Origin of the sequence: Chryseobacterium sp. BIGb0232 (assembly GCF_024810195.1) — a bacterium.
GTDB classification, from domain to species: Bacteria; Bacteroidota; Bacteroidia; order Flavobacteriales; family Weeksellaceae; genus Chryseobacterium; species Chryseobacterium pennae.
The window spans coordinates 1-23,557 of the sequence record NZ_JANUEH010000017.1; the positions used below are offsets into that span (position 1 = coordinate 1).

Genomic DNA, 23,557 nt, shown 5'->3' on the forward strand with positions numbered 1-23,557 from the left:
ACCCTTTTCCAGGGATTAAAAAAATAGCACAAACAATGCAGCGTTTTTATTACCTGAAAAAAGGTGCAGAATTATAAAACCCCTACAAGATGAGCCTCCGAAGGGCTGTCAAATCTACGATTTGACGGGGTGGTTCTAGGAGCAACTAACAACAAAAAAAATTAAAAAAAATGAAACCCAATATATTTTTCACAGCAGACCATCATTTTGGTCACGAAAATATTATAAAATTCTCCGAAAGGCCCTTTGAGTCTATGGAACATATGAATCAAGAACTCATTAAAAGGTGGAACGAGAGAATCAATCCCGGAGATACAGTCTACCATTTAGGAGATTTCAGTCTTGGAAAACCGGACTTTACAAAGGAAATCTTAGATCAATTGAACGGAAATATCCATTTGATCAAAGGTAATCATGAAGGTGCAGCTTTAACGTATCCCAAACGATTTGCATCCATCAGAGATTATCACGAACTGAAAATTGATGAACCAGATAATCAAAACGGAAAACAGAAAATCATTCTTTTCCATTACGCAATGCGTACCTGGAATGGTTCACACCGCGGAGTCTGGCAGTTATACGGACACTCACACGGAACATTGCCGGATGATGAAATGGCATTAAGTTTCGATGTGGGGGTAGATTGCCATGATTTTTATCCGGTTTCCTACGAAGAAGTTAAGGAAATCATGAAAAAGAAAAAATGGACCCCGCCATTTGGTCCCCGAGAGTAATTTTTAAGACAACCATGAAAACAACTAATGAAATAATAATTGTCGATTTGGAAGCAACCTGTTGGGAAAACGACAGGATTCCAATCGCGCAACAAGTTGATATTATCGAAATGGGAATTTGTAAGTTGGATCTGATATCCAATACCATCTCCCAAAAACAAAGCATTTATGTTATTCCCGAAAGATCAGAAATCAATAGATTTTGTACAAAACTAACGGGAATTACACCGCAGCTGATAGAAGAAAAAGGAATCTATTTCGAAGAAGCCTGTGAGAAAATTAGAGATGAATATAATCCTGAATCTCTCACCTGGGCCGGATACGGAAACTTCGACAGAGAGCAGATCATCGAACAAAGCGATTGGCTCGGAATAGAAAATCCTTTTTCAGGACAATACATTGATGTGATGTACGAATTCAAAAGACATTTCAGGCTGTATAAATCTATCGGACTGAAAAGAGCCCTGGATTATCTGAAAATGGATTTCGAGGGAAATCATCACAGCGGAGCAGACGATGCTTACAATACAGCCAAAATTCTTAATAGGATTTTGGAATAATAATCCGGATGGAAGCAGAAATTTAAAAACAATAAATGGCTTCTATCTTTTAACCTTAAATAAAAAAACAATGAAAACAACAGAAAATATACTGATCATAGACCTTGAGGCCACATGTTGGGACAACCGCCCGCCACGAGGTCAGGAAAGTGAGATCATTGAAATCGGGGTTTGTATCATGAATGCAAAAACCGGTAAAATTTCTAAAAATGAAGGGATTTTAATAAAACCCCAATATTCGAAAGTGAGTCCGTTTTGTACGGAACTTACCACCCTTACTCAAAATATGTTGGAGAGTGAGGGGATTATGCTGGATGACGCATTTGATATTCTGAGAGCAGAATACGACTCAGAAGAATTAACCTGGGCAAGCTATGGAAATTATGATCTGAATATGCTTCAGGATCAGGCCAGAAGATTTTATGTGGATTATCCCTTAAGCGATGATCACATTAATGTAAAAACCTTATTCGGAGAGACTCATCCTACTGTAAGAAAAAGTGTAGGCATGCAGAGAGCACTGAATGAACTTGGATTTAAATTAGACGGTACCCATCACAGAGGTGTGGATGATGCCCGAAATATTGCCAAAATTCTGCATTGGTGCATGCAGAATAATTAAACTGCAATACAGAGAATATAATTGATGCTGAGAGACTGTTCCAAAAGGTTCAGTCTTTTTTTATATACCTTTTATTTTTATAATTTACCTTTGATAAAAATTGTATCCTTTGGAGGAGCTCGCCGGATTACTGGAAAATACCAACAGAAGTGTATTCTTGACAGGAAAAGCAGGAACAGGAAAGACCACCTTTCTCAATAATTTTGTAAAGACAACACGTAAAAAGCATATCATTGTTGCTCCCACAGGGATTGCAGCGATTAATGCTGGTGGAGTAACCATACATTCGCTGTTTGCCATCCCTTCACGTACATTTGTTCCTACTACAGAACCCGTTGATCCTAATCTTGCAATGAATATCAGTGAGCTGTTTCCTCACTTTAAATATAGAAAAGAAAAACTTGATCTTTTTCGGGAGATAGAATTGATTATCATTGATGAAGTATCCATGCTGAGAGCTGATTTATTAGATATGATAGATCATTCATTAAGAAGGGTGAGGCGGAACCAGTTGCCGTTTGGAGGAGTACAGTTATTGTTAATTGGTGACTTATATCAATTGCCACCCGTGGTAAGAGATGATTCAGAAAAGATTTTATCAAAATTCTATGAAACCCCGTTTTTCTTTTCAGCCAAAGCATTATACAATGTAAGATTAATTACAGTCGAATTAACGACAGTATACCGCCAGCAGGATGAAGAATTTTTGGAAATACTTAATGCTGTCCGGAATGCAGATTTCCATGAATTGGATTTTGAAAAGTTGAATTCCAGATACAATCCTGATTTTGAACCTGAAAATGAAACCTACATTCATTTATGTTCCCATAACCGCATCGCAGATCATATTAATCAGAAAAAGCTATCTGAGCTGGAGGAAGAGTCTCTGTTTTATAAAGCCTCAGTGATTGGTGAATTTAAAGAAACTCAATATCCGATGGAGGAAACACTGGAACTTAAAGTAGGTTCCCAGATTATGTTTATCAGAAATGATTCCTCACCAGAAAAAAACTTTTATAATGGGAAGTTAGCCGAAATTTCTTATCTCGATGAAGACATCATAAAGGTCGTACTGGATGAAAGTAAGAAAGAAATTATTGTGACCACCGAAGTCTGGGAGCAGAAAAGATACACGCTGGATTCAGAAAAAAATATTAAAACAGAAGTATTGGGCAGCTTTGAACAATATCCCATACGGCTGGCATGGGCCGTTACCATTCATAAAAGTCAGGGATTGACGTTTGACCGGGTAATTATTGATGCCGGAAGATCCTTTGCGAGCGGACAGGTGTACGTGGCATTAAGCCGCTGCCGTACCCTGAATGGAATTGTTCTGAAATCTGAAATTTCACAGAATGCCATATTCAAGGACCGTAGAATTGAAGATTTTCAGGATTCTACCAATGCTAACGAAAGTTTACTCCAGATCATTGACCATGAAAAATATGATTATACACTGTATAAAGTTCAGATGACAGTAGATGCAGGCTGGTTAAAAGAAGCTGTAATGAACTGGAAAGAGATTACCTTTACTGTAGGAATACCATATGCAGAGAAAGCGAATACTCTGTCTGATGATTTTGAAAGAGAAAGTGAATATCTATTTAGAATCTCTCAAAAATTTAAAAAGGTCATCCGTTTGAAATTAACAGGTTTTATATCCGGAGAAATTCAATGGAGTGAACTAGAAGAAAAATGCCGTGGTGGCATAAACTTTTTCTATAAAAATGTAGCAGAAAAGATCTTATTACCTTTAAAAAAGCTTTATTCAGAAACCATAGGGACCAAAGGTTTGAAAACTTTCAATGAAGAAACAAAAATGCTTCTGCATGATCTGGAAGAATATATTGAAAAGCTTAAGACCTGTTACCTGTTGGATGTACCTTTATTCGATAAAGAAATTGAAATGGATACTTCCACAACAATTGTTAAAAAGTCAACCCACATGATCACATTTGAGCTATTTGATGAAGGAATGCCTCCTTTTGAAATTGCTGAGAAACGAAACCTTACCCTGGTAACTGTTTACAGACACCTGGCAAAAATGGGATTAACAGAAGTAGAAAGAACTTTTAAACTATAATGGGTTGTAATACATTATTTGTTTTAATTGTTTTTGAAGTATAAAAGGTTAATAGTATACACTTCCCAGGTTCTGACTTTACAAAATCTACGTTAAAGAAATTCCAATTATAAATGAACTCTTCTGATATTTTATCTCATATATCTTAACAAAGAGAATTTAAATATGGACTGAAATAGCATTAGAAGCTGTTTTATTAACTTAAAATTTTGTTAAAAAATTCACTTTTTAGGGATAATTTACCGCCTATCAGTCAAATTTTTCTATTTTAGCCGCCAAGAATGAATTTATGCTTATTAACGAAGAGTTTAAAGCAATATATTTAAACTATAGAATCAAGGACATCATTCCTTTTCTTAAGAAACTTACACCCAAAGATAAACAAGAAGTTGCTGCCATTTTAAAGAAGAATATCAATAAAGAATGGGGGCACAATACAATATCGGTGTTGGCTGCCTTGGCATGCAGTAAAACAAAAGAAGAATATGAAAAGATGAGACCGGGATTCCATTCCATTCCGGTAGAACTTGTTGATGACCTTTTTGAGACGTATATTCCTGACTGGATTGGAGAAAGCCATCTTTTTCTTTATGGATTCGATTATCTGAAAGTCTTGGAATGGGTACAGAAAGAGTATCTTACCCTTCCCGATGACATCTGGGCATCATTGCTTTCCTCATCGTCGAGAGTAGAAGAAATATTTTCAGCATATCCGGTAACTCTGGAATTACATATCTGGCTTTTGTTTGAACACGAATGCAGTATTACATCCAGTTATCAAAACAGAAGTTGGAAAGATGTTTTGAAAATCCTAGTAGAGGAAAAGAAAATTAACCGTTCAAGAATACTTAAAGCCAGTCTTGCAGCAATCAATTTTAATTTTTCAAAAGAACACAATACCTGGTTCCTTGAGTTTTTTGCTTATCTGGAGCCTGGTCATGAAGAAATTCTGGATTTGCAGGATGAACTGTTTATGATTTTTCATTCCACTCAATATTCATTATTTCCGGGAGTGATAAAAATTATCAATCCGATAATAGCAGAAAAAGATTTTAAAACAGAAGATTTTCTACAGGCTACTGCAACTTTAATGACCCTTCCCACTAAGAATATTGTCAATGCACTGCTCTTGGCTCTTGAAAAAATAGCCAAAGAAAATCAAACATATCATGAAGCCATATGTCTGTTCCTTTTGCCAGTATTCTTGAATAAAGATAAGGCACTTCAGACCAAAGGAGCCAAGATCATTGTTAAGTACGGAGATCTTTACTCAGAAAAAATCAGGGAAGAACTCACATTTTATAAAGAATTCCTTCTCTCTGATGCCCAGAATTTATTGAAAAAGTATCTTGTAGAAAAGGAAACCAAAGACAATAAGGAAGAAAGGAACTATGAGACAGTTCCATGGCATCTGTCACAGCCTATTTCATCAGTTGAAACTCTGGATGATTTTATTTTCCTGTCTTCTCAGTTATTTAATAATAATGAAAACCATCACATTGATCTGTTTTTAGATGCTTTGATTAAATTGAATGATAGTTTTGAAGAAGATCATTTCAGCCACCTTGAACCTGCCTTTAAAGCAGCATTCAAAAGAAAAGAAACCGTTGGTTTTCAACATTTGCTGGCCACTTTCCTGATCAATTACGGACTGTTGAAACAAAAAAAGAAATCGCAGGTCTTATTGGATGCACATCTGGGCTTTCCAACGCTGGAAAACTGGAGTGAAAAAAGAACCCCTCTTATTTTCAAAGCCTACCATCAGCTGCTGTTAGGAATTTTTGAATTTTTAAAACAGAATAAAAAGCTTCCGTTACTTTCAGTTCCGGATCATACTCCTTGCTGGATCAGTATTCACACGCTTATTGACAAATTAAAGATCTATCAGGAACAGAATGAAAAACCTATTTCTTTTGATCTGCAGATTGCAATACTCCGGGTGAAAAAAGAAAATCTGAAAAAAGGAGAACAATACGCAAAACAACAGCTTAAAGAAGAATATTTCGAATTCCTTACCCCTGTCTTCGAGCAGACTTATTTTACAGATCATTACGAGAAAGAATATCTTGATGGTAATTTCAGTTGGAAGCTGGATTATAAGAAAATCTATAAATGGAATAATACTGAGGAAGTACCTCAGTCATTACTCTCTCTTGAGAATCATAAAGAACTTCCTGAAAATGCTTCATTCCTGAATTATTTTTTCAACTCCTATCATACACTTGATCAGGATGATCTGATCCGGGCATTATATACTGTTCCTTATTTTTCGGGATCTATAACGGCAAGAAAATACAATGGAGATTTATCCTGTGCTATGTACCAGTATGATGTAAAAGGGAATATAGAATTTCTTGATGCATGGATGAAACTGGATCTCACATTTCAGCCTGTACATTATTTATTCCTGTCAGCAGGATTATTTCATAAAGATAAAACATTCTCTGGTATGGCTTTTGAAGTGCTTATAAACAAGGCTGTTTCAGAAGATTTTAATATCCGGGAACTGGGAATTATAATCGGTAAAAAGATCAATTTTGAGTGGGCGCCGGTAAAACGGTTTACAGATGGTCTTTCCGGATTTATTAATCTGAGTACCAGTCATAACAAAGCCTTTGAGAGGCTGCTGATATCCATTCTTTCAGCAGTTGAGAAACCGGTTTTCAATCTTAAGAAGCTGCTGGAGCTTTATTATGAGTTGCTAAACCAAAACCGGACGGCAGTAGACGAAAAAGTCTCAGAAGTCCTTAAAGAATGGGAAAACGAAAATAACCTGAAAAAAATTATACTTCAAATTAAAACAAATGAAAGAAAGACTTTATGAGATCCTTAATGAGGAAAAAATACATGAGATTGTCCCTTTTTTGAAACAGCTTACAGCAGAGGAAAAGCAGACATTAGTACCTACGATAAAAAAAATGGATCGTGAGATCAATAAGATTGTCATGACCAAAAATTCTTACCATACTGCAGGTTCAGTCAATCAGCATTTCATCATTGATATTGCATCATTTGTCTGTATGGACCAAAAAAACTTTGGTAAAAACTATTGGAGTCTTTTCCGTAATATAGAACAGACAGAGCAGATTCTGGAATGGGGCTGCCCGGATTGGTTCTCCGATTTTATCAATGATTCTATTGATGCTGAATTTACGGCTTTTAATTATCAGCATATTTTAGGATGGACAGAAAAAGGATACATCAGGCCGAAACCAGAATTGCTGGGGCATCACCTGAGCAATTATCCTGCTGATCTTGATCAGTATCCCGAAACACTCAGTACCCACTTTTGGTATCTGTGCGAATATCCGTCCAAATCATTACCCTTCCAGAAAGAATGGTCCCCATTAGTACAAAAGCTGGTTACAGAGCAAAAGATCGACAGAAAAAGATTTTTAAGAGAATGTCTGCTGGCTTCCAACAGAAACTTTAATAAAAACGTGACAGGCTGGTTTATGGACGCTTTTACGAGCTTAAAACCCACAGAAGCAGAACTGGTAGAATTACAGGATGAGTTACTGGGCGGGTTAGCCTCTGCACAGTCAAAAGCAGTTAATACCATCCTTATACATCTTAAAAAAATGGTAGGAAATACTGCTTTTAAAAATGATGAATTTGCACATTACCTTCCCAATCTATTGAGTGTTGAGGTTAAAACAGTTGTCATGGGCAGCCTGAGTTTAACCGAAAAGATCTTCCAGCATAGAAGACTGGATCCTGAAACATTAGGAATCGCCCTAACTTCTGCATTTGTAGGCAAAGATGACAGTATACAGTCAAAGGCAGCAAAAATTATCCTTAAATATATTCCTCCATCCAAAGCAATAAAAGAGTCTCTTTCCCATTATTCAGATAATATACTGACGAATGTACGTTCTCTTTTAGAAACCTATATAGAAGAAAAGCCGCAGGAATTAGAAGCGATGGTCTCAGAAAAGCTTCCTTTGATTACAGAAGAAAATAAAGTTAAAGTACTTGAAAGCTTTGAAGATCTGATGTTCTTCCTTCCTTTGGCCATAGAAGATCCATATAGTCATCATTGTGATACTGCTTTATCCGGATTCGCTTACTTTGCCAATGACGTAAATGAAGAATCTGTAAAACTCATAGAGCCGGTATTTCTGAAAGCCTGTAAAACCATTGCAAAATGGGAAGTTCCTTATCTGAATGTCCTGTTATGTAACCTGATTATTAATTACGGATTGAGTTTATTGGAAAAATATCCTGTTCAGCTTAAAAATCTGGAAAAAATATATCAGAAAACCAGTCAGGAGGAGGCTGCAAGGGAAGCTTATTCAAACTATCATAAAAAGCTTGGTCCCATTGGAAAAGTAGGAGCAGGAAGTCCTGTCATGAAAGCTTTTAAAGAACTTGCAATATACACTTATGAAAAAATAAAAGCGGGTGACAGTGTTCCGTTGCTGTTTGCAATTACCCACGCACCTTGTTGGATTTCTCCGGTTACTTTAGTGGAAAGGCTGGAGGTCTATCAGAACAAAAATATTGAACCTCATCATCTGGATATGCAGCTGGCACTCCAGCGATGTGCTCTGGATAATACATCCGAAGCATTACAGCTGGCTGAGAAAAAATTAAAAGGAGAATATAAAGAATTATTACTTTTCTTCTTTGGTAAAAATACTGAACCAAAAGGGAAATTTGAACATCCTGCATGGTGGATGACAGCCGGGATTACACGCTCTCCTGAAAAGGTATTCAAAGAATTCAGTAGCTTTGAATATCATACAATTCCAACAGAATTCTTTTCAGGAATTTATAAATGGAAAACCATAGACAGTAAGAAAAATTCATACTATCCTGCCGAACTGAATATTGAGATTCCAAAATATTACGTTGAAAAAAGAAAAGATCCTCTGCTTCTTGAGTATTTTATTGCTGAGCCGAGAGAACTTTCCGAAACCCTTGGTATGATGTGGTGTTTCCCGAATACCCTTGGTAATGTTTTGGCAAAAGTGATCAAAAGCTGTCTTTTCTATTCCGGTATTGCAGAAGTGTATGAAAGAAATCTGGTGCTGAATACAGTACAGGCCCTTTATCAGGTTAAAAAACCTTTGGATGAAATGGGATATCTGTTCCTGGGAACGGTTCTTCTGGATGGTGATAAAACCATCCGTGGAACTGCTGCTGAAATCTGGCTGGAACATGTCTCCTATAAAATGATAGACAATGCACAGCTGGGAAAAGTGATAGGAATCCATGAAAAACTGGAATGGGCACCCGTAAAAAGATTAACAGATCTTATTCAGCATCAGATGCTGAATGTAAGTAAAAATCATAATATTGCACTGGAGGAATTAATCTCCAATATCCTGCTTCAGATGGAAGATCCAATCACCAACCTGAAGAAGCTGCTGGAGGTGTATCATGAAGTATTGGCACTAAATCAGTCACAAGCCAATAAAAAAGTAATTGAGAAACTTAACGACTGGAAAGAAAACTCGAGCCTGAAGAAAATCTGCAATCATCTTCTGAAAAAATAAATTTATGGAAGATACGCTTACTTATAACTATTCAAGATCCTCTTCGCTGGTTAAGAAAGAGACTCTTGAAGAACTGTTTCTTGCCCAGTACAGCGAGATACAGAAAAATACCAATGCACCCTGCTTTTTCTGGGGAAATGTAGGACAGCCTTTTATATTGGCCCGTTGTCTGATTACGCTTTCCAATATTGTGAAATCAAGCTTCAGCCTGTCTCCGTTTCAGATGGCTCTTCTTAAAGACCCGATTGTGACTGCCGGAAATGAAAGGCTTCGTTTTGAAGGCTTCTCACACTGTGCCGGTGTGTATGCCCGGGTAGATGTTCTTCCTGGAGGATTGGATGGAGAGTTTCTGGAAAACGGAACAACCAATGTAGACTTTAATCAGCCTATGATAACTGCTTTGGGAAGTATCCGTCCCAATGAAAAAATTATGCTTTCTGTAGGCGAAAAAGAAGTGGGGCTGTATAGGGAAGACAAAAAGGTGGTGGAAAGAAAAGTTCCATTACCAATAAAATGGATCAAAGGTCTCGGAACCGTTCAGATCTATCTTTCCGAGTCAGAAAAACAGCATACCTTTAATAAGATCCAGACCCAACAATTATTCAGAGGGATGCCGAAAGGTGTTGTAAAGGCTGATTATTACCTGATGGTAAGAGGAAACAAACCTATGTTTTCTCCCGTAAAATCTGCTGATGCTGTTTGCATAGGAGGCCTTCACAGACTTCGTTTGCTGGAGCCCTTGCTTCCATATATCGACTCCATGCAGGTTTTTTCGCATCCGAATATGCAGTCTACGACCTGGCAGCTTTATATGGGGAATATAAAATTCAGTTTTTCTTTGTCAAGAGAAAGCTGGAGAGGGTTTTCAGGAGAAGGAGCCTTGCTGAATAGTCTTATTACCGAAGTATCTGATGAATGGATTGATGCACTGGATAAATATGCTTATGCCAATCAGTCATTCAATGCTACAGTTTTGGCATTGGAAGAAAACCTTAGTCTGCGTAAAACAGAGAATCTGACAGGAAGGCTGGCTGCCATGGGATTGTTGGGCTATGACCTTGATGAGAATGAATTTTTCTACCGTAAATTACCTTTTAAGCTGAACCGTATTTTAGGGCTGAACCCCCGAATGAAAAATGCTGAAAAGCTTATTGAAGACGGAAAAGTAGAGATTTTAAACAATAGCAAAGAAAGAACAGAAGCCAGAGTAGAAGGTACGGGAGTACACCATACAGTAATCCTTGAAGAAGGTAAAGAGCGCTGTACCTGTGAATGGTTCAGTAAGTATCAAGGCGAAAGAGGGCCTTGTAAACATGTTCTGGCAGTGAAAAAGGTAGTAAACCTGGTTCATTAAAATATAAATTCGGGCAAGCCCAAAGGGCTTGCCCGAATTTATTGGAATAAAAAGAAAATTACTTATTTAATTGTTTCTTACCAGCGGATATCAAAACAATAATGGCAAATAAAGGAGCCAGTGAAAATGTTCCATATAGAATCCGAGATGCATTCTCTGTACCCTCAATGCCGCCAGGAACGTTAATACCACCAATATTGGAAGCCAGTCCTGCAAAAGCAGCTCCGAATGCTGTAGCGATAAGTTGTACAGTCGTTACGGAAGTAGACGCAAGCTCTTCCTCACCTTTGGGAGCTAAAGAAAATACTTTGGTCAGCAGATGGGGCCATCCCGCTCCGATTCCTATGCCTATTGCCAGAAGAAACATACAGTTTAAAACAAGTTTTGGAGCAGGCATTATATTGATCGGAAATGAAATTAACGTAAGCCCAATGAGCCCTATCAGCATAATCATACATCCTGTAAGAATTAATCGATACGAAAACTGAGACTTTACTCCGGAAAATAATAGCGAAGAAAGAGTCCAGCCTATTGCGATAAGAACAGTAAGATATCCTGATTGGATAGGAGTGAACCCATTCAGAATCTGGGTGAAATAAGGAACAAAAATTTCAATGGATGTGGCAATTGTTAGAAGAGACATCACTGTGTATACCTTACCCAATGAGGACGAAAGCTGATAAGATCCGGAAGGAAGAAGTTGGATTCCGGAACCTTTGATTTCCTTAATTTTTACAATATATAGAAAAAACAAAGCAAGAACAACGCCAGTAACATTGGCCCATATATTTTCAAAAATGCTTCCGGCAGAAACAGAAAAAGAAGCTAGAACAAGTAAAAGTAACTTTAAAATAGGAACGGCTGGAATGATATTTTCACTTTTTTTATCAGGAAGAATAACTGAAGCAATGATCAGTATAGCCAGGCATATAATCAAAAGAACCCCAAATGCCCATCGCCACTCATGATGTTCTGCAAAGATTCCACCAATGAATGGGCCGGAAAAAGCAGCAATTCCCCACATTCCTGAGATAAGAGCCATGGCCCGGGGCCATAGGCTTTCTGTAAATACGATTCTGATCATTGCATAAGACAATGCAAACAGCAATCCGCCACCAAGCCCCTGTACGAAACGCCCCTGTAACAGAATTGGCATTGATGAGGCCAGAGAACAGATTAAAGTTCCTGTTGAAAAAATGATAATGGCCATTTGATAAGATTTTCTGGGTCCTAGTTTGGAGATCCGGTTTGCAGAAACTACAGAGCCTATTACAGAGGCTACTACAAATAAAGTTGTATTCCATGCGTAATATTCCAATCCGCCAATTTCTTTTATAATAGATGGCATCACTGTGGTTGCAAGATAGACATTCGTAGCATGAAGCATCACTCCCAACGCTAAAGTGATGGCTTTTATTCCGTTCCCATTAGAGAATAAGGCATGCCAGGAGGTATTTTCCAATGGTGTTGACTGATGATTTGTATCTTTCATATGATCTTAAAATGTATGACTACAAATTTCATAAGAGAGATGAAAAATAACAATATCAAAATTGCGGTTTATCTATCACATTTTACGGTTGGCAGCGGTAAGTATTTGGATTAACACCGCTATTGTTTTTAAAAAATCGGGTAAAATAGGAAGGAGTTTCAAAACCTAACTTATAGGCACATTCTTTTACAGAGCAGGTGGTGTGTTTCAGTAAATATTGACTTTCCAGTAAAAGTCTTTCATGAATAATCTGTAAAGCCGTATTTCCGGTTTCGGCCCTTATAACTTCTGTCAGATGCTTGGCACTGATTCCTAAAAAAGAAGAATAGTTAGCTACTGTTTTCCATTCTATAAAATGTGCATCCACCAATTTTTTGAATTCGTAGGTGAGCTGATAATTGCGATTCATATTCTTTTTAAAACCCAGCAGACAAAATTCACAGGCTCTGTTGTATTCGTATAATATTTCCAGAGTGATCAGGCGTACAACGTCCAGATGATAGGCAGACTGTATCTTCAATTCGTTTTCTATACATCTGAATTTATCCAGAACTCGCATAAAAGAATCTTCCAGAGAATATACTGGCGGATAGTTGGGGTTCAGTTCCAGCAGTTCGCGCAGGACTTTTTCCCGGAGGAAGGTTTTATTGAGAAATGATAGGTCAAAATGCAGCTGTATCACTTCCAAATCAGCTGAAGAATTTTCAGTAGAAAAGATTTTGCAGGGAGAAAGAATAGAGATCATATTCGGGCCAAGTTCAAAACTGTGATGCCCGATTTTGATCAATGTATTACCTTTCAGACATAGCAAAACAATATAATAATTGTTTTTTTGGGGAACCGTAGCCAAAAAATGACCGGTATCCTGTGTGTAAAGGATTTCAGAATTCATTTTTGAATTTTATTGAAGTTTCATCCATTCCTCATAAGAAAGTACACCCAATTCAGGCTTCCCATCACCTTCAAGGATAGAAATAAACTCCAGCTGATTGCCATCAGGATCGTTAAAATAAATGGCCAATGCAGGCATCCAGCCGAATACCATAGGTTCTATACTTCCGTTTTTCAGAAAATTGTAAGGCTTTAAATTTTTATTTTCCAAAAACTTCACAGAATAGTTCAGGATATCTTCTTTAGTACTTGTAAAGGCAAAATGTCTTGTCTGAAGGTTTTCTTTCTGTTCCCATAATCCAAGCATAAACTCCTTTTCTTCTCCAATCCAAAGAAATGCAATAGGTCTTGTTTCATCCCTGTGTGCTACTCTCAATCCTAATACCTCAGTATAAAACTGAACAGCACTTTCCAAATCACTTACCTGAACATGCGTTTCATATAATCCTTTAATCATAGCTTTAATTTTAATGCAGACAAAGCTAGTCAACACTGACTGAAAACCCTGATAATACCGATTTCTTTCATGAAAATGAATGATAGAAGAAAGTTATAAAAGATAAAAGATAAAAGATAAAAGATAAAAGATAAAAGATAAAAGATCTTGTCACTAAACAACAATTCCCATATGTATATCAATACTAATATCAGCATCAATACGGGGCCTTTAGCCCGCTCAAATAATAAAATAAAATTTCATTGGCTTTAGCCAAAACATAAATATTAACACAGCCAAAAGATCTGAATCATCAGCAAAATCTATAAGCGTTTTAAATGTTTTTATCAATCAATCTGAAATAAAAAACATTTTTTTTCAAATAAATAATCTACGCAAAAACATTGCGTAATACAACCCTTACTTTGCATCAGAAATCAGAGAGGAAGCAATAACTCTTCCTATGTTTAACAATAAAAACAGTAACTCATGAAATTTAACTTTCTAAAAAAAGAAAAAATAGAGGTAACAAACTACGAAGGTGCAAAGGCTTATATGATGACACCTGCAGAAGAATTGTATAGTGCTGTGGTTACAACAGGACTGTCAAATATTACCTATGAAAAGGGAAATGACAGATTAGAGCGTATACAGTCTCTGATTCAGAAAAATGATCCGGAATTTGTAGCAAAGCTGGCCGTATATGCAAGAAAAGAGATGTATTTGCGTTCTATTCCGTTGGTTTTGGTGACAGAATTGGCGAAGGAAGCTTCCGGTACTGATTTGGTGAGCAAAACAATAGATGGGGTTATTCAGAGAGCTGATGAGATTACAGAATTGCTGGCTTATTATCAGATGGCCAATAAAAGAACAGAAACCAAGAAGCTTAACAGATTGTCAAAGCAGATTCAGAAAGGACTGGTGAAATCCTTCAATAAATTTGATGAATATCAGTTTGCCAAATACAACAGAAAAACAGAAGTTACTTTTAAAGATGCTTTGTTTCTGGTTCATCCAAAAGCCAAGGATGAAAATCAGCAGACTATTTTCAATAAAATTGTTTATAATATGTTGGAAGTGCCTTATACATGGGAAGTAGAACTTTCAGTATTGGGACAGAAAAAATTCACAAATGAGACAGAAAAGAAAGAGGCCTTCAAAAACAAATGGGAAGAACTTATTTTCAGTAATAAATTGGGTTATATGGCCATGTTGCGAAACCTGAGAAATATCCTTGAAGCTGAAGTATCCCCTGAAGCGATGAGTAAAGTGTGCAGTTATTTGTCAGATGAAAGAGCCGTGAGCCATTCAAAACAATTGCCATTCCGTTTTCTGGCAGCGTATAGAGAATTGAAAAAGATTGATTCACCTTATCTGTCCTCCGTTTGGAATGCGTTGGAAGAAGCTATTGTGGCAAGTGCTCAAAACATCAAAGGTTTCGGATTCAATACTTCAGTAGTGATTGCAGCAGACGTTTCAGGCTCTATGCAGAAATCGGTTTCTCCTAAGAGTAAAGTCTTGCTGTATGATATCGGTTTGCTGATGTCTATGATTCTGCAGTCAAAATGCCAGAATGTGGTGACAGGAATCTTCGGTGACCGTTGGTTGCGTGTTCCGATGCCAAAGCAAGGTATTCTGAATAATGTGGATACCTTCTACAAAAGGGAAGGTGAAGTAGGCTATTCTACCAATGGTTATTTAGTGATCGAAGATCTGATCAAAAGAAAAGAAACTGTAGATAAAGTAATGCTCTTCACCGATACCCAGATGTGGGATAGTAACGGAACCAAAAACTCTCTTGAAGATTCGTGGAACAGATATAAAGCAATTGCTCCTGAAGCTAAACTCTATATTTTTGACCTGGCAGGATATGGCAGACAGCCCATTGATATCAAAAGAAATGATGTATACCTTATTGCAGGTTGGTCAGACAAGGTTTTCGATGTATTGAATGCCCTGGAAGACCAGAAGTCAGCCATTGAAATGATTGAAAAAGTAGTGCTGTAAAAGGCACTGCTATTTCAATTATCCTTAATTCCTAAAAAATAAACCCATGAAGATTATCAACAAATATCCCGTGTTTGTAAATGTTGTACGGATAGGGAAAGAATCTTTCCAATTTAAATTTAAGAAGTCATTATGCTTCGATTATGGAGAAGATTTTTTTGTAGTAAATTTCCATGGACTAAAGATTCATCAGGATGCTGAAGAATGGATTAAATTTATAAAAGAGGATCATATGAATATGGATTCAGTCATTACGATTGATGGCAATACTATGGAAATCTTTACAGGAAGTTCTGAAGAATACCTCTGGGGCGATTGGTGTACAAGCTTTTCTCCATTTGAATTTGAAAGCTATGATACCAGATACGTTCAAAAAGAACAAAAGGATTGGGAGGATGAATTATTGCTAACCGTTAGAATACAGGTTCTGGAAAAAATGCGTCAGTATGTAATGAGTCCGGATTTTAGAGATAAAATACATGAATATTGTACAGGTCATGTACGGAAAGCAAATCTGAAACCCAAACAACGGGAAAGATTAACGGATGTTCTGGAAAAGATCAGCAAGCTTAATGCTGGGAATTACTATGATATATTTGTCAGAAAAGGGAGATTTGATATCAATTAAATTACACTCAATTTATTATCATTAAAATCAAAAATAATGACAGAAGATCTCACTCATCTCTGTATATGCCCTGTTTGCGGAGCCCCTGATTGTGGAGCCGAATATGCATTGTGGACAGAACTTGAAGGACAAAAAGAATATGTAACTTTTGGCGGCGGCAGCTTCGGAAAGTACCTTGATTATTGGTATTATGAAGGAATTCCTTTATGTGAATACAGGCAATTGCCCGAATTTGTCCGGCATTACGCAGAGGATATAGGATGGCGTGATCATGAAACCGACGAAATAGACGCTGATGATTTTCTGAGAACTTTAGAATCTATAAAGAATAGTCAAAAGGCAGATCAGGATTTTGAAGAATATTATTATCCGGTTTTTAAAAGATTTGTGGAAAATGTTATCCAAAAAGGAGGTCAGCTATTCATTGAAATTTAAAAATAAAATAAGCCTTTTAAAAATTAATATATTGAGAAGCTTATTCCCGCTTTCCGCTATATCTTTTTCGCCTGCGTTAAGGCCGGTTCAGAAAAAGGATGCCGCTGCAATCGGGGCTAGAAAAATCAACTGATAAATTATGATAGAACTTATTAATACAATTGAAATCAATCCGTTCAAATATTGTAAAGAAGATATTCAGCTACCTACTGTTACAGAATATCCGGATCCTGAAGAATGGTTTATGAAATGGGAAGAAATGGCTTGCCAGCTCAAGATCAACTTTAATACCATTAAGAAAGGATCTTACCTTGCAGATATTGAGGCGATTGACGATGAGGGTTTACAAACTATTATAGACGTCAGGCTTAGTGAAGTAGAATTTGACGATCCTGGTGAAGAGGTTTTCTTACTCTCTTTTGATGGCGGTATTGTTCTAAAAAAGGATGGTGAAATTCTCATTGAACCCAGCTGTTGCGGAGATCTATCGAATATAGAAGATTGGCAGAAAATTTTTGACAGCCCATCTTCTGAATGGAAAGATTTGTGGATTGGCCATCCCTGGGTTTTGTATAAAAGAGAAAACGGAACCATAAGCTTTTCAGAGTATACAGAAGACAATATTGATGATATCAAAAACATAAAAATAAGGTTTGAAGTTGATGAGTCAGCATTGAAAGCAGAATTGGAAAAAGTGAGACAGCAACAGATACATTTTAAAAATAGAATTTCAGGAATTGTAATGAAAAAGAATATAGACAGTGCAGAAAGACTTTCACAGCTCATGTCCGGCATTCAATAAAAAATAAAACCATGGGAGATTTTTTTTATAAAATAGAGCAGGATCTGAAAGCAGGAAAAAAGAAAAAAGCATGTGACAGATTAAGAAATTTAATCAATCAGTTTCCGGATGATCTTTCTTTGAGAAATAAATTAGGTCAGATTTACTATGCAGCAGGCTTTATAGATGAAGCCGGAAAATATTGGATTTTGTCTCAACCTGAAAATAAAGAAATGGAAAAAGCCGTTGAGCTTTACAGAAAAACATTAAGTAATTCCGGAAATGCTATTTTAAAAGATATTGTCTTCAGAGGAAATAAAGCTCAGCTTAATGAATATGCCACGAAGGTTTTAGCTGAACTTGAGAAAGACAGTCTTAAAAAAACTAAGCATATTCCTGATTTTAAGCCTAAAAACAGAGAGAAAGGAAAGTATTCAGAAGCAGAAGACCCAACAAGTTTTGTAAATAAAATATTCATAGTAATATTCATAGTATTTCTGATATTACTTCCTATTTTAGGGTTTTTCAAACTTTTAGAGCTGATAAAGGCATTATTTTCTTACTAAAAAACAAACTACGTAAAAAGAATGCGTACTTAGAGGATAATTTTGCAGTGTTAATATTACCGGTGTCGTTAGAAAGACTTACTTCGATTCCAAAATGACAGCGTCTTTCGCCAAATTACCCGGTATAAACAAACCAATGCCGTCTGTAAGAGTTTCATCGTCAACTTCCAATTGAAACCAATTACTCTTATAATTTATTGCTTGGTTTTTATAAAAAAATGAACTGCGTAAAAAGAATGCGCAGTAACCATATAAATTTGTAGCATAAACTAATAACCATGAATTACTATAAATCAGATTTAAAAGAAGCAGTGTATTGAGGTTAATACCCAATACTCATGAAAAAAAATAAAAAATTAAAACAAACCTTCGGAACCAATGAATATGAATTGATTGATTTTCCGAAGAAAATTTCCGGAGTACAGATTTCCAGACTCCAATACGGAAATGACTTGGGTTGTTCATATTGTTTTCCACACGGCTTAGAAGTGGCGAATGCAAAGTACACTAAGTTTCAGCGATGCTGGAAGAAATACAGGAAGACCCAATGGAAGAATTAAAGCAAGTGCCGTAAAACAGAATTACTTCGTGGGGTAACAGAGGTCAGGTTCAAGTCCTGTTCTGCGGAAGCAGATGGTGTAAAGATAGCACGCCGTTAATATGAGTCTGTTTGACTGATTGCCTTGCTCTTTTTCAAAGGTAGTTTTAAAACTAATACAAATGAAGAAGTAAAAAACTAAAAATCAGGTGTCGTCATAGAATCATACTTCGAGATTGAATAAACATTGGGTCGCAGGTTCGAATCCTGCCTTTTCCCTAGAAAAGGAGAGGTAGCTCAGCGGGTAGAGCAAATGCATGAACGATTCTGGAAACATTACCCTGATTTGTATAAAAGAGTGCCGTAGAAAAGACTTACTTCGGTTTATTTGGTTCGACTCCAGAAGGTCATGAAAATGATCTTGTAAAAGTCTTTTCGAATCTTGCCTCTTTTTATTTTTAAAATTAATAATAATGGATATACCAAGTAATCTGACTGAATTTTTATATTGGATCAAAGAACGTACAGAGAAAATTTGGTCCGTAGAAGATGAACATTGCTGTAAAGGGTTTTATGGAGCCAAATGGCAAGGACTTTCAGAGGCGCAGATCGATGAGGTTGAGCAGAAGTATAAGGTCAGATTTATTCCGGAGCATCGGGAGTTTTTAAGAATCCTGCATGCTATTGATAAAAAAGAAGTTGTAGAATATGAAGATGAAGGAGAGATCATTTTGGAAGAATGTACTTTTTTTTATAACTGGCTGGAAAATGAAGAAGAGATAGCACGCGAGATAGGCTACCTTTATAAAGGGATATGGAATGGTGTCACCGGCGTCAATCATGTTTGGTTGAAATCCTGGGGAATAAAACCTAAATCTCTGGAAAAAAGAAAAGAGATCTTTGATGAATGGTTTTCCCGTCTTCCTGTTCTGTTACCTTTAAAATCTTGCCGTTTTATAGTAAGTGATGAAAATCTGAGGTGGAGACCGGTTATTTGTGCATTCGGCTCCGAGGTTACCATTATGGGATGGGATTTCAGAACTTATTTATTGTACGAACTTAGAGATCATCTGAATATTCATATTGATGTTTTTGACGAAGAAGATCAGATGTTTTATAAGGAAATAATAGATGAAGTACAAAATATCTTTGATGAGAATATGAAGTATGATGAAACCAAAGATATACCTTATATTAAAGAAATGATTTTATATTGGTCATCCGGATGGAGTAGTTTTGATTTAAATTATTATCCTGAAAATACAAGAGTTCATCCCATTGAAAGGACCTATATTGCTGAAGAAGAGCAATAAGCTTTCAATATAAAAAAATAACAAGTGCCGTAGAATAGTGTTACTTCGCTCATTACGACGGGGACACGGGTTCGAATCCCGTCTCTTCCACTCAAAACACAGGAAGAGTAGCTCAGCTGGTAGAGCACGACAATACACTATTTGACTGTTGCCTTGTTTTTTAATGAAATATTTACAAAAAGAATAAATTAAATGAAGCCAAAAGCGGGAAGTAGGAAATAATCTTTGTATCGTAATTTTCTATAAAGTCAGACAAGGTATTCTTTCAGACTTTAACAATTTCCTTTCTTCCCACTTCCAGCTTCCTTTTTATGAAATCTTAAGTGTCGTTAGGAAAAATTTCATCGTACCTAATGGGGAGGAATAGCGAAGTCGGTCACTCCGGCAAGGCTATCCGGTTCGACTCCGGCTTACGAATGCCCCGGTTTTTCCTTATCGTTACCTTTACAAAAAAGCCGATATACTATTTATCGGCTTTTTTCATTGTTTTTTCCAGCTCCTCCTCAAACATGAGTTTCCATTTGGAAATAGTGGTTCTGCTGATCTTATATTTCTTAGACATATAACTTGTAGAATGCCCATGCTTCTTTTGGTATTCAAGAAGTTTAAGCATGGTTTTCTTATCATAGGTCTTCAGTTTCTGATTATTTCTCTGGCTTTCTCTGGAAGGTTTGAAAAGCCGTTCATTGAACTTCAGCACATCTTCACTGGTATCCAGCTTTCCTAGGAGTTCTTTTATTTTTGGATCTTTCAGCTTCTCCGGATAATCCATTGTAAGCATGTCCTGGTATATTTTTTTATAATTGGGACGCATCTGTTGATCAATTTATCCGTTAATAGTATCACTTTTCTGAAGCCATCTGTGAAGAGTACTTTTAGGAATAGAGTATTCCTTTATGACATCACTTTGAGTCATTTCGCCGGAAAGAATTCTTTTCATGATGAATTCTTTGATTTCCTGAGTATAAATATTTTTTCTGAAGTAAGGAATTTTGTCGGATTTCTGTTGATTTTTATTAGCTGCTGAAGGAGGAGCATATAAAATCAAATGGGAGCTGTAAAGTCTGAAAAAATCATATTCCAATAGTTTACTCCATCTCAGGAGAAGATCCGCATCCAGTGATCTGCTGCTGTACATCCTTTCTATAGCATCTTCATCTTTGTCCAGGAATTTACATATCCTCTCCATTGTTATTTCATTTTCATCAATCCTCTCCTTAATAAACTTTCCAATATGGATCTCTTTGTATAACATTTTTATTTAATATTATCTATTTATTAAACTTCTGCATAGAAAAATATAAAATAGGCGACATATATTATTATGTATTACCGAATATAATTCATTTAATTTTGAAGTTGGAAAATCTATGGTACTATTCAAAAATTTTGAATACCATTAATGAGACTTCATAAAGTCTTTGGAAATAGATCGGACAGCTTAATCTTAAAAGGATAGGTGTAATGTACCTTCAGGTATAGGCATTATCTCCAATGGGTAATCGCTCATCTTCTTTTTCAAACTTCTTTTTTCTACCATTTGTGTAAATAATATATAGCCTATTAAAGTTGTTTCATGCAATTTTATTTACGTTAAGCTTGTGTGTCGTACGGTTGTATGTGTTGACAACCAGTTTTTTATGTTTAGAATATCTTGTTTAGTACCAAATAATCTGCTTAATTGTTTTCAAATTTAAACAAAAATTAAAAACGAAGACAGTCAGAAATACAAAAAAGTATGTTTATGGACATATTTTAATTAAAATTAACATATTATTTAGACATATGTGTGAATTATCCTAAAGTGAATGCAGAAAATAAAAAGGGAAAAAGAAAAATTGTATACCATCCGGTAAGTCTATACCTTTGCACTTCAATGAAAAATACGATCAGCTTATTCGATTTCTCGAAGAAAATAAACTATAAAAATGAACTGCTGGCAGGCTTTACTGTAGCCATGACCATGATTCCTGAGTCGCTTTCATTTGCGATTCTTGCCGGACTTTCACCTCTTACAGGATTGTATGCAGCCTGCATGATGGGGCTGGTAACAGCTGTTTTGGGAGGACGCCCGGGAATGGTTTCAGGAGGAGCCGGAGCCACTATTGTTGTCCTTATTGCCCTCATAAAATCTCATGGTATAGAATACCTTTTTGCTACAGTAGCCCTTGCGGGAATACTCCAGATGCTGGTTGGGATTTTTAAATTGGGGAAATTTGTTAGACTTATTCCACAACCGGTCATGTATGGATTCCTGAATGGGTTGGCGATCATTATTTTTATGGCTCAGGTCGAACAGTTTAAAATTACAGATACTAACGGAGTTGTAAGCTGGCTTCAGGGAATGCCTTTGTACATTATGGGAGGGTTAACGGCGCTCACCATTGCTGTAGTCTATTTCTTTCCGAAGCTTACAAAAGCGGTGCCTGCATCCCTGGTAGCTATTATTGTAGTATTTGCCGTAGCTCTTGGATTTAATATCCCAACGAAAACAGTAGCAGATATTGCCCATATCAGTGGAAATTTACCAAGCTTTCACATTCCGCAGATTCCATTTTCCTTAGAAACCCTACAGATTATTTTTCCTTATGCACTCATTATGGCTGGAGTCGGTCTCATCGAATCATTGCTTACTTTGTCTATGGTGGATGAAATTACTAATTCTAAAGGAAATGCCAACAAAGAATCAGTAGCACAGGGATTAGCTAATATTACCAATGGATTTTTTGGTGGAATGGGAGGCTGTGCAATGGTTGCCCAAACTTTAGTGAATCTTAATGCAGGATCCAGAGCCAGATTATCAGGAATTATAGCTTCCCTTATGATCTTACTGATTATTCTGTTTGGAGCACCCATTATCGAGAAAATCCCGATGGCAGCTTTGGTAGGCGTAATGATGATGGTTGCCATCAGTACTTTCCAGTGGGTTTCTATCCGTATTGTGAACAAAATGCCGAAATCAGACATATTTGTGGGAATTATAGTAGCCTTAATTACCGTTATTCTGCATAACCTTGCTCTTGCCGTTTTGGTAGGAGTGATTATTGCAGCTCTGGTATTTGCCTGGGATAATGCCAAAAGAATACGTGCCAGAAAATATACTGATGAAAATGGTATTAAACATTATGAAATATACGGTCCATTGTTTTTCGGTTCAGCAACAGCTTTTGCAGATAAATTTGACCCGATGAATGATCCCGATGAAGTGGTAGTAGACTTTAAAGAAAGCCGTATTGTAGATATGAGCGCGATTGATGCGGTAGATAAATTATCAAAACGATACAAACAACAAGGGAAAACATTATACCTTCGACACCTTAGTGAAGACTGCCGGAAAATGCTGAAAAATGCTGAAGCTGTAGTAGAAGTCAATATTCAGGAAGATCCAACGTATAAAGTTATGCCTGAAAAGTAGAATTAAAAAAAGATACGAAGAGATTTGAGAGAGAAGGCAAAAGTGGAATAATAAGAATTCCAAACTTAAATTAATCATAAGAACAAAAAATAAGGACTGTAGATTTATCTTACAGTCCTTATTTTTTGTTGTTTCTTTTCCCAAATCATAAAATATCTTAAAACAGAGGTACAGAGTAATACATTTCTGATAAAAATTTTA

General features: G+C 36.5%; 20 protein-coding genes. 15 read left to right on the forward strand and 5 right to left on the reverse strand.

The genetic code is table 11. The features are described from left to right. The first annotated feature begins 170 nt into the window (after positions 1 to 170). From M2372_RS24520 to M2372_RS24550, 7 genes are all read left to right on the forward strand, one after another. Positions 171 to 734, forward strand: coding sequence for a metallophosphoesterase family protein (locus M2372_RS24520; protein ID WP_123321773.1), 564 nt, complete (start codon positions 171 to 173; stop codon positions 732 to 734). A 14-nt stretch (positions 735 to 748) separates the two neighbouring features. Beyond that, positions 749 to 1,294, forward strand: coding sequence for a 3'-5' exonuclease (locus M2372_RS24525; RefSeq protein ID WP_123321772.1), 546 nt, complete (start codon positions 749 to 751; stop codon positions 1,292 to 1,294). 70 nt (positions 1,295 to 1,364) lie between these two features. After that, positions 1,365 to 1,916: a 3'-5' exonuclease gene (locus M2372_RS24530; RefSeq protein WP_123321778.1), complete on the forward strand. Its 552-nt coding sequence runs from the start codon at positions 1,365 to 1,367 to the stop codon at positions 1,914 to 1,916. Between the two features lie 109 nt (positions 1,917 to 2,025). Beyond that, positions 2,026 to 3,999, forward strand: a complete 1,974-nt coding sequence (locus M2372_RS24535) for an AAA family ATPase (protein ID WP_228455815.1) — start codon at positions 2,026 to 2,028, stop codon at positions 3,997 to 3,999. A 289-nt stretch (positions 4,000 to 4,288) separates the two neighbouring features. After that, positions 4,289 to 6,823: a DUF6493 family protein gene (locus M2372_RS24540; RefSeq protein WP_123321770.1), complete on the forward strand. Its 2,535-nt coding sequence runs from the start codon at positions 4,289 to 4,291 to the stop codon at positions 6,821 to 6,823. Then, positions 6,804 to 9,500, forward strand: a complete 2,697-nt coding sequence (locus M2372_RS24545; RefSeq protein WP_123321769.1) for a DUF6493 family protein — start codon at positions 6,804 to 6,806, stop codon at positions 9,498 to 9,500. Before M2372_RS24540 ends, M2372_RS24545 begins: the two co-directional genes overlap by 20 nt. Positions 9,501 to 9,504: 4 nt before the next feature. Further along, positions 9,505 to 10,854: an SWIM zinc finger family protein gene (locus M2372_RS24550; RefSeq protein WP_123321768.1), complete on the forward strand. Its 1,350-nt coding sequence runs from the start codon at positions 9,505 to 9,507 to the stop codon at positions 10,852 to 10,854. A gap of 58 nt (positions 10,855 to 10,912) precedes the next feature. Here the strand turns inward: M2372_RS24550 and M2372_RS24555 are convergent, their stop codons facing one another. From M2372_RS24555 to M2372_RS24565, 3 genes are all read right to left on the reverse strand, one after another. Continuing rightward, positions 10,913 to 12,346, reverse strand: coding sequence for an MFS transporter (locus M2372_RS24555; protein WP_123321767.1), 1,434 nt, complete (start codon positions 12,344 to 12,346; stop codon positions 10,913 to 10,915). A gap of 82 nt (positions 12,347 to 12,428) precedes the next feature. Continuing rightward, a complete protein-coding gene (locus tag M2372_RS24560; protein ID WP_123321766.1) occupies positions 12,429 to 13,238 on the reverse strand; it encodes an AraC family transcriptional regulator in 810 nt (269 codons plus the stop codon). 9 nt (positions 13,239 to 13,247) lie between these two features. After that, a complete protein-coding gene (locus tag M2372_RS24565; protein ID WP_115971956.1) occupies positions 13,248 to 13,694 on the reverse strand; it encodes a VOC family protein in 447 nt (148 codons plus the stop codon). 468 nt (positions 13,695 to 14,162) lie between these two features. Between M2372_RS24565 and M2372_RS24570 the strand changes: the two genes are divergently transcribed. The 7 genes from M2372_RS24570 (at position 14,163) to M2372_RS24600 (ending at position 19,941) form a co-directional block, all read left to right on the forward strand. Beyond that, positions 14,163 to 15,680, forward strand: a complete 1,518-nt coding sequence (locus M2372_RS24570) for a TROVE domain-containing protein (protein WP_123321765.1) — start codon at positions 14,163 to 14,165, stop codon at positions 15,678 to 15,680. Between the two features lie 46 nt (positions 15,681 to 15,726). Continuing rightward, positions 15,727 to 16,308 carry a hypothetical protein gene (locus M2372_RS24575; RefSeq protein WP_123321764.1) on the forward strand — a complete coding sequence of 194 codons (582 nt, stop codon included), beginning with the start codon at positions 15,727 to 15,729 and terminating at the stop codon, positions 16,306 to 16,308. A 36-nt stretch (positions 16,309 to 16,344) separates the two neighbouring features. Then, the gene (locus M2372_RS24580; RefSeq protein WP_123321763.1) at positions 16,345 to 16,743 is read left to right on the forward strand and encodes a hypothetical protein; all 399 of its coding nucleotides are present in this window, start codon (positions 16,345 to 16,347) and stop codon (positions 16,741 to 16,743) included. 139 nt (positions 16,744 to 16,882) lie between these two features. Next, on the forward strand, positions 16,883 to 17,545 hold the full coding sequence (locus M2372_RS24585; protein WP_123321762.1) for a hypothetical protein: 663 nt from the start codon (positions 16,883 to 16,885) through the stop codon (positions 17,543 to 17,545). An 11-nt stretch (positions 17,546 to 17,556) separates the two neighbouring features. Further along, on the forward strand, positions 17,557 to 18,090 hold the full coding sequence (locus M2372_RS24590) for a DUF6584 family protein (protein ID WP_123321761.1): 534 nt from the start codon (positions 17,557 to 17,559) through the stop codon (positions 18,088 to 18,090). Positions 18,091 to 18,428: 338 nt separating this feature from the next. Then, positions 18,429 to 18,650 (forward strand): phosphate ABC transporter substrate-binding protein, encoded by a 222-nt coding sequence (locus tag M2372_RS24595; protein ID WP_123321759.1) that lies wholly within the window; start codon positions 18,429 to 18,431, stop codon positions 18,648 to 18,650. A 451-nt stretch (positions 18,651 to 19,101) separates the two neighbouring features. Continuing rightward, positions 19,102 to 19,941, forward strand: a complete 840-nt coding sequence (locus tag M2372_RS24600; RefSeq protein WP_123321758.1) for an SMI1/KNR4 family protein — start codon at positions 19,102 to 19,104, stop codon at positions 19,939 to 19,941. A gap of 463 nt (positions 19,942 to 20,404) precedes the next feature. Here the strand turns inward: M2372_RS24600 and M2372_RS24605 are convergent, their stop codons facing one another. Together M2372_RS24605 and M2372_RS24610 are read right to left on the reverse strand one after the other, a co-directional pair. Beyond that, positions 20,405 to 20,722 (reverse strand): helix-turn-helix domain-containing protein, encoded by a 318-nt coding sequence (locus M2372_RS24605; protein ID WP_228455814.1) that lies wholly within the window; start codon positions 20,720 to 20,722, stop codon positions 20,405 to 20,407. A gap of 45 nt (positions 20,723 to 20,767) precedes the next feature. Next, positions 20,768 to 21,196: a transposase gene (locus tag M2372_RS24610; protein WP_123321756.1), complete on the reverse strand. Its 429-nt coding sequence runs from the start codon at positions 21,194 to 21,196 to the stop codon at positions 20,768 to 20,770. 621 nt (positions 21,197 to 21,817) lie between these two features. Between M2372_RS24610 and M2372_RS24615 the strand changes: the two genes are divergently transcribed. Then, positions 21,818 to 23,356: a SulP family inorganic anion transporter gene (locus tag M2372_RS24615; RefSeq protein ID WP_123321777.1), complete on the forward strand. Its 1,539-nt coding sequence runs from the start codon at positions 21,818 to 21,820 to the stop codon at positions 23,354 to 23,356. Positions 23,357 to 23,557 lie beyond the last annotated feature (201 nt).